The sequence below is a fragment of the Mucilaginibacter roseus genome (assembly GCF_021215455.1).
GTDB classification, from domain to species: domain Bacteria; phylum Bacteroidota; class Bacteroidia; order Sphingobacteriales; family Sphingobacteriaceae; genus Mucilaginibacter; species Mucilaginibacter roseus.
The window spans coordinates 79,531-90,158 of sequence record NZ_JAJPWV010000007.1; the positions used below are offsets into that span (position 1 = coordinate 79,531).

Genomic DNA, 10,628 nt, shown 5'->3' on the forward strand with positions numbered 1-10,628 from the left:
CATAGTTTATTAAAGTTGCATATTTTACGTTACATTAGCCAAATATTAGGACAACGTCGATTTAAATGAAAAAACGATTTACCATCTTGCTGATGCTGCTATCCCTCGGCACATTTGCGCAAAAAAAAGATGCTTCATTAGTGCAATACGTTAAGCCCATTATCGGCACCCAACGTATGGGCCACACCTATCCCGGAGCTACGGTGCCTTTTGGTATGGTGCAGTTAAGCCCTGAAACAGATACGGTTAGCTATGAGCTGAACGGAAAATATAACCCCGACGTTTATAAGTATTGCGCCGGTTACCAGTATGATGATAAAACGATAGTAGGCTTCAGCCATACCCATTTCAGCGGTACAGGCCACTCAGATTTAGGCGACTTTTTAATTATGCCTACTGTTGGCCAGCTTAAATTGAACCCCGGCACGGCCGATAAACCGGGCAGCGGTTACCGCTCAGCTTTTTCACATCAAAATGAAACTGCGGAAGCTAATTATTACAAGGTAAAACTGGATGCCAGCAACATTACCGCCGAGATGACCACCAGCACCCGTGTAGGTTTTCACCAGTATACATTCCCTAAGTCTGATCAATCGCATATCATCCTTGACCTAATGGCTGGGATCTACAACTATCCTGACAAACCGGTATGGACGTATGTTAAAGTGATTAACGATAGTTTGATAGTAGGTTACCGCCAAACCAATGGCTGGGCACGTACCCGCACGCTTTATTTCGCCATGGCTTTTTCAAAGCCATTTAAACAACACGGCTTTAAAAAATACGATGCACGCCAGGTATACGGTGGTTTCTGGGGCAAATTCAATCAAAGCAAAAATTTCCCGGAGATAGCCGGTAAGCAAATACGCGCTTATTTTGACTTTGATACCCAGGAAGGCGAAAAGATTAAGATTAAGTTCGCATTATCACCGGTTAGCATGGACGGTGCTTTGAACAACATGAAAGCCGAAGTACCGGGTTGGGATTTTGACAAGGTAAAGCGAGATGGCCAGAAACAATGGGAAGATGAACTGCATCGCATTACTATTGATGGTGACCTGACCACCAAGCAAAACTTTTATACCTCGATGTACCATACCATGATCAACCCGACCATTTATATGGATGTGGATGGCCAGTACAAAGGTTTAGATCAGAATGTGCATAAGGCCGAGGGTTTTACTAATTACACCACCTTTTCGCTATGGGATACCTACCGTGCGCTGCACCCGCTGTTCAACATCATTCACCCGGAGCGTAATGCCGACATGGTGAAATCAATGCTGGCGCATTTTGATCAGAGTCCGGAGCGTATGCTGCCGGTATGGTCAAACTCAGCAAACGAGAACTGGTGTATGAGTGGTTACCATTCCGTATCAGTAATTGCTGATGCCGTGGTAAAAGGTAACGCACCATTTGATGCCAATAAGGCGCTCGACGCTTGCGTGGCTACTGCCCGTAAACGCAGCTATGAAGGTATTGGCGAATATATCGATCACGGTTACATCCCTAATGAGCGTTCGGGTATATCGGTATCATCAACGGTAGAGTATGCTTATGATGACTGGGCTATAGCGCAAATGGCGAAAAAGTTAGGACGTAATGATATCTATGAGGAATTTATCAAACGCTCACAAAACTATAAAAATGTGTATGATGCCAGCATCGGCTTTATGCGCCCGAAGAATATTGATGGTACCTTCCGCAAAGAGTTTGATCCGCTGAGCACGCATAACGCCGGCTTTATTGAAGGGAACTCGTGGAACTACAGCTTGTTTGCACCGCAGGATCCTGAAGGACTAATAAAATTGATGGGCGGCGAAACCCGTTTCGTACGTTACCTGGACTCATTGTTTACCATGCATTTGCCTGATAAATATTTTGCTGAAACAGAAGATATTACCCGCGACGGCATCATTGGCAACTATGTGCATGGTAATGAACCATCGCACCACGTAGCATACCTGTATAACTGGACAAGCAAGCCCTGGAAAACACAGGAACGTGTACGTATGATATTACCGCTGATGTATAAACCAACGCCTGATGGTTTGGGTGGCAATGATGATACCGGCCAAATGAGCGCCTGGTATATATTCACTACATTAGGTTTTTACCCGGTTGCTCCTGGTAGCGATCAGTTTTCTATCGGTAGCCCGGCAGTGAATGGCGCTGAAGTAAAAGTTGGCAAGGGCAGAACATTTAAGATCACGGTGAAAAACCAGGGACCTAAAAACGTTTATGTGCAAAAGATAGAACTGAACGGCAAGCCTTATAATAGTCTGTCGCTATCAAATGCTGATATTATGAAGGGTGGAAACATCACCTATTATATGAGCAGCAAACACAAATAGTAGCAAGCGCAGAGGTTTGTGATTATCCTCTGTTAATTATGATAACAAATTCAACAGCATTGCCCATGCAGCGTTTTAGCTCGCAAGGCAATGCTGTTCTGCTTTTGTAAGCAGGTTGATCCTGTTTTTCAATATAGTTCGGGCGCGATGCAGGGTAGTGCGTGATAATAATTCGCTTACGCCAAGGGTATTGCTTATCTCCTGGTGCGAGTAGCCTTCAATAGCATACATGTTAAATACAGAGCGGTAGGTTGCCGGTAATTCCTGTATCATGTTCATCAACTCGGCGGTTTCCAGGCGGTTACTGTTGTAACTGCTGCCGGTTTTGTAAGCATCGGTAGCACTGAAATCATCCACCAAAACCATTGGCTTAAGTTTGCGGTAGCGCGATATGGCGGCATGTACCATAATGCGGCGAATCCAGCCTTCCAGGCTGCCCTCGCCACGAAAGTTGTGCTTGTTTTTAAACAGCTTGATAAAGCCTTCCTGTAAAATATCCTGGGCCTCATCCTTATCCTGCGCGTAGCGCATGCATACGCTCAGCATTTTAGGGGCCATTAATTTATATAATAGTTCTTGCTCGCGGCGGTTGTTGTTCAGGCATCCATCCCATATTTGGTTCAAGCGATTTTCGGCGGTTTTCATTGTGATATTTATTTGAACCCTATATGCCAAAATAGATGCCTTTGTTGTAAGCATCTGTAAATCAAATAATTTAATTTATTTTGATTTGTCTCACTGTTCGATAACGGACGTTCAATGTACCGCAGCGGACAATTTTTAATGCCGATTAATTAACTTTGGACCATCCGGGATAAAAACCCGGCGCAAAGCATGGTTAAAGAAGTTGAAATTGTATGCCCGCCCGGGCAGCATGAGGATGAAACGGTTATTAAAGAACTCGCATCCGCATCCCTTAAAATTCCAGTAAAAAAAATAAACGGTGTAAAAATCGTTAAGCGCTCTATTGATGCGCGCGGCCGACGTGTGGTTTACCGTATGCAGGTGCAGGTGTTTATTGACGAAGCATTCAAAACCGATCATTATACGATTGACTATCCTAACGTGAGCACGGCTAAGCCGGTTATTATAGTTGGTGCAGGCCCCGCCGGGATATTTGCCGCGTTGCAATGTATCGAGTTAGGTATAAAGCCCATTATTATTGAGCGTGGCAAGGACGTGAAGCAGCGCCGCCGCGATCTGGCCAATATCAACAAGCAGGGTTTAGTAAATACCGAATCAAACTATTGCTTTGGCGAGGGCGGGGCAGGCACTTATTCGGACGGTAAGCTCTATACCCGCAGTACCAAGCGCGGTAATGTTAACCAGGTGCTTAAAGCCTTTGTGGCACACGGTGCCGATGAAGATATTTTGGTAGATGCCCGGCCGCATATTGGTACCAACAAGCTGCCGCAGATCATCACCACCATGCGCGAAACTATTTTGAATGCCGGTGGTGAGGTGCATTTTAATAAAAAGGTAACCTCATTATTGGTATCCTTTGATAAAATCAGGGGCGTTGAGTTGCAAAGCGGGGAAAAGATGGAGGCCGGGGCGGTGATATTAGCTACGGGCCATTCGGCGCGTGATGTTTTTGAGATGCTGCACCGTCAGGATATATTGATAGAGGCCAAGCCTTTCGCATTGGGTGTACGCATTGAGCATCCGCAGGAAATTATTGACCGGGCGCAATATCACTGCGATGTACGCGGGCCATACTTGCCTCCATCATACTACAGTTTGGTGGAGCAGGTAGATAGCCGGGGTGTATTCTCGTTCTGTATGTGCCCCGGTGGTATAATCGCCCCATGTTCAACAGATGTGGATGAGATTGTGGTGAATGGCTGGAGTCCGTCAAAACGTAATAACCCGTATGCCAACTCGGGCACGGTAGTACAAATAAACCTGGAAGATGTGCAGGGCAGCGATACCGACCCTTTTAAAATGCTGCGCTTTCAGCAACAGGTAGAGCAGGCGGCATTCCGTGCAGGCGGCGGTAAGCTGGTGGCCCCGGCACAGCGCATGGTTGATTTTTTTGAAGGGCGATTATCTGTCGATCTGCCGCAGAACTCTTACCTACCTGGTACCAAAAGCGTGCAGTTAAAAGAAGTTTTACCCGGCTGGATAAGTGAGCGGCTGCGCAAAGCCATGCCCGTGTTCGGTAAAAAAATGAAGGGGTATTATACCAATGAGGCTATTTTAGTAGGAGTAGAATCACGCACATCATCACCGGTGAAGATACCCAGGGATAAGGAAACCTTACAGCATCCCCAAATTGTAGGCTTATACCCATGCGGTGAAGGCGCAGGTTATGCGGGTGGCATTATATCAGCAGCTATTGATGGTATAAACTGTGCAGTGGCGGCAGCAAAAAATCTGTAAAAGCCACAACCTATTTACGGGTCAGTAGTTTAATAGTGTGTATGACTACCGCTGAAAAAATTTCGCAGGAATTAGAAAAGGTACTGACCGGTGATGCCTGGTACGGGCCGCCGGTGTATGAAACCATTGATAAAATCAGCTTTGATATCGCTTACGAGCGGCCTGCCAACGGTGCGCATACCATTGCTGAAATTGTACTGCACATGCTCGGCTGGACCTTGGAAGTTGCTGAACGAATGAGCGGAAGTAAAGCCGGCTTGCCATCCGCAGGTGACTGGCCCGATCCCGGTGCGCCTGACGAAGAAAGATGGAAAACCATAATTGACGATCTGAAACTGGCCAATGTAAGGCTAATCGGCCTGATCCAAAATGTGCCGGAGCAAAAATGGGGTGAGCTCACTAATGATGACCGTAATGAGCCGGGCTTAGGCTCTGGCGTAAATTATGAGCAATTAATAAATGGATTAATACAGCATCATGTTTATCACGCAGGGCAGATAGGTATTTTAAACCGCATGCTGGGCGGCGTTGTTTAATATTCGGCTAACTCCCGGCAATTTACCCCCGCTGAGTGCAGCAGGTTTTCAATATAACGTGGCGAAATATTGGTAGATACCACCCGTAAAATATTATCACATTCGTCCAGGTCAAAGTTCCAGTCAATAATGGCTGTTAAATTGGCGAGCAGGTTTTGTACCCGGCTTACCTGTGCCTTGCTGGTAACGTTGGTTGCAAATACAAGCACATCCATACAATTGCAGGGGTTAAAATTAAACGGATGGTGTGTCGCCCTGTGGCGAAGTTCTTTCGGTATTGGTTTTAAACCTGTCGTCAAAATTGCTGTCGCGCCTGCCGAACGGGCGCTTGCCCCAGCCGCACATGCGGTTCTCCAGTTCGGTACGGAATTTTTCGCGCTCCTCGGGGCTCATGTTTTTACATTTTTCCATCATGCGGCGGCGTGCCCATGGCGCATTGCCTGGTCCACCTTTGCCACCAAAACCAAAAAGTATCTTGCATAGTATAAATATGCCCATGGCCTGCCAAAAGTTAATAGTGGTTACGTGCAGAATATCAGGCAACAGGTGATTCCATAATTGCATTACCACAAAACTTACTGCTGATATGCAGGCGGCAAAAGCAAGCGGAATAAAAATAAACCTGCCCTTATAAAAAAACTGTTTCATTGTTGTATGTCTTTAATATTGTGTAATCTCTTTATATAATTGATATAAGCGTTTGCGCAGGTGCAGTACCGCGTACCGCTTGCGCGATACCAGCGTTTGTTCCTTTTCGCCGGTCATTTCAACTATTTCGGCAAAGGGCATCCCGTCCAGCTCGTGCCAGGTAAATACCTGTCGCTGTTCTTCGGGCAGCTCCTTAAGCGCTACAAAAAGCTCATCCCAAAAAAGGCTGCGTATGTATTCGCTTTCCGGCGTTTTCGTCTCAGTCAGCAACAAATCTTTAAAGTAACCCATGTCATCGGCGTCATCATCATTATCGGGCACCATATCATCAATCAGGCTTTCTGATTTCTTTTTATGCTTATCGATGATCTTGTTGCGGGCAACCCTGAAAAGCCATGCCCCGGTTTGTTCTATGGGTTCGGCATTTACAACCGCGCTTAGCTGGTACCAAACATCCTGTAGGATATCTTCGGCATCGGCCTCATTTTTTACCCGTTTCCTGATGAAGCCAAACAGCTTGCTGCCATACGACGCCATCGTTTGTATGATGCTGTTTTGTTTCTCCGGGGGCATTATGGTTGTAGCCAGTGTATTCATTGTATAGTAGTGAAGACGAGGCTGCCTTCAAAACATTTTAAACTTTTTCAATTTTTTATTTGATCCAAAGTATGGGCTATTGTAACATAGAATTAAATAAGGAAATAAGATAATATTAATCGCACAAAAAATGCCGGTGCTCAAGCGAACATCGGCATTATATTATTTTTGATGGCCTTTTATTAAAGACCTTTTAACTTGGTGTTTGCTTCGCTTAACACTTTCTTTAATTTTTCTAGATCAGATTTTCCCAGATACGCCTTAGACCTGCTTTCGCCTGATTGGAGTTGAAGCGTCAGGAAGCAATTTACCTTGTCGCTTAAAAACTCGCTGGTATAACCGGTAGTTACGGTAAAACCACCCTCGGCAGAAAAGCAGCAGACTTTTGGATCATTGGTTTGGCGTTTATAATTATCGGTAATCAGGTTATCCACAACTTCTTGCAAGCGCACCAACTCATCCTGGGTAATGGTAGTTTTATATAGCCTTCGCGAATTGCCCGACCCTAAGCGCCCGGAGATGCTTACCGTATTGCCTTCAGCACCGTTTGACTGTACTACAGCGACAGACAGTCCGCGTACCTTGTCAATGTCAAATACCGAGCGCGTTATCCCCGCCGAAGATGACTCCGCAGGATAGATGTTGCTTACAAGCTGAAACGTGTCGCTTTGAGCGATAGCGCTATGGGCAAAAAACAGGATTAAGGCGGTATAAATGGTTTTTCTCATGGTGATAGGCTCTGATTATCACAAACATAGGATTAACTTTTGGCATATGGAAACTTATTAGTTAAAAATTTTACGATTGGTTAAATGATTGTACTCGGTGTATTAAACTGCATCGAAACAATATGACTTAAACAGTCGTTAAATTAACAGTATGGCAAACAAAAAGACATTGATATTGGGGGCTACGCCCGATCCGGGACGATACGCTTACCTGGCTGCTAACCGCTTGGTTAGACATGGGCACAGCATAGTAAACGTTGGCTTAAAAAAGGGAGAGGTAGCTGGTGTAGCCATTGAAAAGCCGGAGCAAATACATCATGATATTGATACCATCACCTTGTATGTAGGCACCAATAACCTGCCGCCGCTTTACGATTATATTTTAGAGACTCATCCGCAGCGCATTATCTTTAATCCGGGAACCGAGAACGGCGAACTGCGCCGCAAAGCCGAAGCGCAGGGCATTGAAACAATATATGCTTGTACGCTGGTAATGTTATCTACGGGGCAATATTAATCAGTTCTGCTTACCTCATCCATCAGCAGTTCCGCTACACAGTTAACGGTTTGATGAATTATATTTTCAGGATCGCCGTCAAATTCACGGCGATGAGGGATATGTTTATCCTTTAATATGATATGTACGAATATTGTGCCTACCGGCTTATCGTCTGTTTCGCTGCCGCCCGCCGTGGTAAGGCCGGTAACTCCCACGTGAATATCCGCCTTAATCAGGTTTTTTAATTTTTCAGCAATTTCCTTAGTCACCTCAGCGGATTCCGGCGTGTATTTTTCAATAATATCCTTTGGCACCTTTAACAGGTATTCTTTAATAGCGGCATCGTAACAAACAATGCCACCTTTAAGTATTTTGCCAGAGTCTGGCGAGAGTGCGAATTCCGAGCATAGCCATCCTGCCGTCGCGCTTTCGGCAAAGGCAATGGTCAATCCTTTTTCGGCAAGCAACTTTCCGCATTCAGTAATCTTTGGTTCAGCCATAGCAGTAAATTATTTGCCTGTTTCCATATGCGGGGCATCCACCGGTTTTGATTCCGGCGATCCCTTTTGGCGTAAAAAAATGGTGAGTATAACTATTGAGGCAACCGATAAAAATTCACTCTGCCAGTTCTGAAACGTTTCGAACCAAAAAAGCGGTTCGGTAACAAATTGGCCCAGGGTTTCGGTTGGCAAGCCCTTTAAAATTTGCTGCTCATTGTTATCCTGCCAGCTGCCGTACAAATGCAATCCCCAGCTAACAAAAAATAGAATAAAAAACGCGATGGATAGCGAATTGCTATACAGTTTGAGCATAAAGCCACCCTTGTTCACCGGAGCCGGGGCGTCAGGGCCGGGTACCGGTTCACGATCAACCTCTTCAGGCTCATCAATTTTTTTTGATTCTGCCGATCCTCGCTGCCTAAGGCCAACCGTAAGCAACACGTACAGCGCCATCTGCAAAAATTCACTCTGAAAGTTTTCAAACGTAGCTGAAATAAAATGCCCGGAATGCAGGTAGACAGCAAAAGCTTCCGGATGCCCGCCATCTTCTAATAATTCCTTGTTGTTTTCTTTCCAGCCTGTAAAGGCCTGTGCAACCAGGGTAATTAAAAACAGTGATACGAAAACTATGCTCAGGCTATTACGATAAAAAAAGCCACGCTTTTTCATTCTTAAACGGTTATATGGAATGATAACCGCTTAATTCCTGAAATGTTTAATGAGTTTTCTTTCTAAGAAAAAATTCTCTTCTAATTTTAGATGGGTAGTGCCGACAATATCCTCAATTCTTTGGGGTAATAATTATTTACCCGGTTAGGCAAAAGTTTAGCCCAGCCTAAAGCCAGTCCCTCATAGCTCATTAAACTCCAGCCTTTGTCGGCTGTGCTTAAAACCAGATTATCTTTACGCAGGTACGCAATGGCTTCGTCGTATTTAAGCGGAATTTGCAAAACGGCATCCTTATTAATAATAACACTTAAAGCAAGCTCATGATCGGGCACAAGGTCGCGCCCGGCAATTTTACCAATGCGTACGCCTGATTTTTTTATATAAAGGTGCTTGTGTAATGTATTCAGGCTTTCGTGGTGATGCTTATCAATAGCCAGCCAGTCATCAGCCACCTTTAAATAATAGTAGTTGTCGGCATCCTTTATATACTCTTTTACCAGTGCAATTTCTTTAATCGGTAACTTTTGTTGCCCGCTATTTTTATGTGCCGGTAATGTGCCGCTATCATTTGTTTTTTTCAGGCAAGCGGCAAAAAGTCCCTCACCTAATATTTTACCGGGATAAAATCTATAACCATAAGCCCCCTTTTTTGGCGATTGACTGGTGGTGATGTTCCAATCAGGTTGCACAGGAATGTTAATGCTCTCCATTGCAAATTCAGTGCAAAGCCAGTCAAGCACATCTTCATTTTCCTGGTGCGAGTAGGAGCAGGTGGAATATATGAGGTATCCGTCCTCTTTCAATGCCGGGTAAATATCGGCCAGTATACGCTGCTGCCGCTGATGGCAAAGCTCCACATTAGCTTGGCTCCACTCTTCCATTGCCGAACCATCCTTACGAAACATGCCGGAGCCTGAGCAAGGCGCATCAACCAATATAATATCAAAAAAACCTTTCAGGCGTGTAAAGTCGCGCGGGTCGTTGTTAGTAACAATGCTGTTGGCCGTACCCCAGCGGGTAAGGTTATCAGCTAATATAGGTACACGTGTTTTGATGATCTCGTTCGCTACCAGCAAGTCGGTATTATTAAGCAGCGAATTGAGTAAAGTGCTTTTACCGCCGGGTGCGGCACACAGGTCGAGTACTTTTACGGGTTCACCATCGGGCTTAACACAATTAAATATATGGCCGATGAACATTGACGATGCCTCCTGTACATAATAAGCACCGGCATGAAAGAGCGGATCAAAGGTGAAAGATGGGCGTTTTTCCAGGTAAAAACCTTCATTACACCACGGAACCGGCGCGCCTTTTTGGGTATCGGACGGTTTAAATGGATTTAATCTGATAGATACCAGGGCTTCATTTTGGTGTGCCTCAACAAAACTTTGCTCATCAAAACCAGGCTCAGAATGTAAAGAATCGATAAAAAGGGGTGGAAAAACAGCGTTGCTCATATATAAACAAAGATATAAAACTATCCTTCAACCCATCCTGTGACTATTTTTAAAGGATTGCGGGTAGCATTAATTGTTTATTTTCAATTGGTTATGAAATTGTTTTAAAAAAGTGAAAAATTGTTTGGTTGATGGTGGTATTTCTGCCTACATTTGTGACCGCTTTGAAAGTAAGGCGAACGTTATTTGAAACATAGGTCAGCAATATAAAGCGAGAAAAACTTTAAATTTTTTCTTGTGAGAATGAAACAGAAAACA

12 protein-coding genes are annotated in these 10,628 nt (G+C 44.7%); 4 read left to right on the top strand and 8 right to left on the bottom strand.

All coding sequences use genetic code 11. The annotated features are described in order from the left end of the window. The first annotated feature begins 65 nt into the window (after positions 1–65). Positions 66–2,354, top strand: a complete 2,289-nt coding sequence (locus LT679_RS18290; protein ID WP_232179128.1) for a GH92 family glycosyl hydrolase — start codon at positions 66–68, stop codon at positions 2,352–2,354. A gap of 75 nt (positions 2,355–2,429) precedes the next feature. On the opposite strand, the gene LT679_RS18295 is transcribed toward LT679_RS18290, so the two are convergent. Further along, the gene (locus LT679_RS18295; RefSeq protein ID WP_232179129.1) at positions 2,430–2,999 is read right to left on the bottom strand and encodes an RNA polymerase sigma factor; all 570 of its coding nucleotides are present in this window, start codon (positions 2,997–2,999) and stop codon (positions 2,430–2,432) included. Between the two features lie 189 nt (positions 3,000–3,188). Here LT679_RS18295 and LT679_RS18300 point away from each other — a divergent pair, with 189 nt between their 5' ends. Together LT679_RS18300 and LT679_RS18305 are read left to right on the top strand one after the other, a co-directional pair. Beyond that, positions 3,189–4,736 carry an NAD(P)/FAD-dependent oxidoreductase gene (locus LT679_RS18300; protein ID WP_232179130.1) on the top strand — a complete coding sequence of 516 codons (1,548 nt, stop codon included), beginning with the start codon at positions 3,189–3,191 and terminating at the stop codon, positions 4,734–4,736. 41 nt (positions 4,737–4,777) lie between these two features. After that, entirely contained in the window at positions 4,778–5,272 is a 495-nt protein-coding gene (locus tag LT679_RS18305) for a DinB family protein (RefSeq protein WP_232179131.1), read from the top strand. Here the strand turns inward: LT679_RS18305 and LT679_RS18310 are convergent. The 4 genes from LT679_RS18310 to LT679_RS18325 form a co-directional block, all read right to left on the bottom strand. After that, the gene (locus LT679_RS18310; protein WP_232179132.1) at positions 5,269–5,487 is read right to left on the bottom strand and encodes a hypothetical protein; all 219 of its coding nucleotides are present in this window, start codon (positions 5,485–5,487) and stop codon (positions 5,269–5,271) included. The genes LT679_RS18305 and LT679_RS18310 overlap by 4 nt on opposite strands. 19 nt (positions 5,488–5,506) lie before the next feature. Beyond that, positions 5,507–5,920: a hypothetical protein gene (locus LT679_RS18315; RefSeq protein ID WP_232179133.1), complete on the bottom strand. Its 414-nt coding sequence runs from the start codon at positions 5,918–5,920 to the stop codon at positions 5,507–5,509. A gap of 12 nt (positions 5,921–5,932) precedes the next feature. Next, positions 5,933–6,517, bottom strand: coding sequence for an RNA polymerase sigma factor (locus tag LT679_RS18320; RefSeq protein ID WP_232179134.1), 585 nt, complete (start codon positions 6,515–6,517; stop codon positions 5,933–5,935). Between the two features lie 182 nt (positions 6,518–6,699). Next, a complete protein-coding gene (locus tag LT679_RS18325) occupies positions 6,700–7,245 on the bottom strand; it encodes a hypothetical protein (RefSeq protein ID WP_232179135.1) in 546 nt (181 codons plus the stop codon). 151 nt (positions 7,246–7,396) lie between these two features. On the opposite strand from LT679_RS18325, the gene LT679_RS18330 reads away from it, so the two are divergent. After that, a complete protein-coding gene (locus LT679_RS18330) occupies positions 7,397–7,762 on the top strand; it encodes a CoA-binding protein (protein ID WP_232179136.1) in 366 nt (121 codons plus the stop codon). Here LT679_RS18330 and LT679_RS18335 read toward each other — a convergent pair. The 3 genes from LT679_RS18335 to LT679_RS18345 all read right to left on the bottom strand — a co-directional run bounded on the left by LT679_RS18335 (position 7,759) and on the right by LT679_RS18345 (position 10,370). Continuing rightward, the gene (locus LT679_RS18335; protein ID WP_232179137.1) at positions 7,759–8,244 is read right to left on the bottom strand and encodes a CinA family protein; all 486 of its coding nucleotides are present in this window, start codon (positions 8,242–8,244) and stop codon (positions 7,759–7,761) included. The two genes, LT679_RS18330 and LT679_RS18335, sit on opposite strands and share 4 nt — an antisense overlap. Before the next feature lie 9 nt (positions 8,245–8,253). After that, a complete protein-coding gene (locus LT679_RS18340) occupies positions 8,254–8,913 on the bottom strand; it encodes a DUF6766 family protein (RefSeq protein WP_232179138.1) in 660 nt (219 codons plus the stop codon). A gap of 86 nt (positions 8,914–8,999) precedes the next feature. Continuing rightward, entirely contained in the window at positions 9,000–10,370 is a 1,371-nt protein-coding gene (locus tag LT679_RS18345; protein WP_232179139.1) for a methyltransferase RsmF C-terminal domain-like protein, read from the bottom strand. Positions 10,371–10,628: the final 258 nt, after the last annotated feature.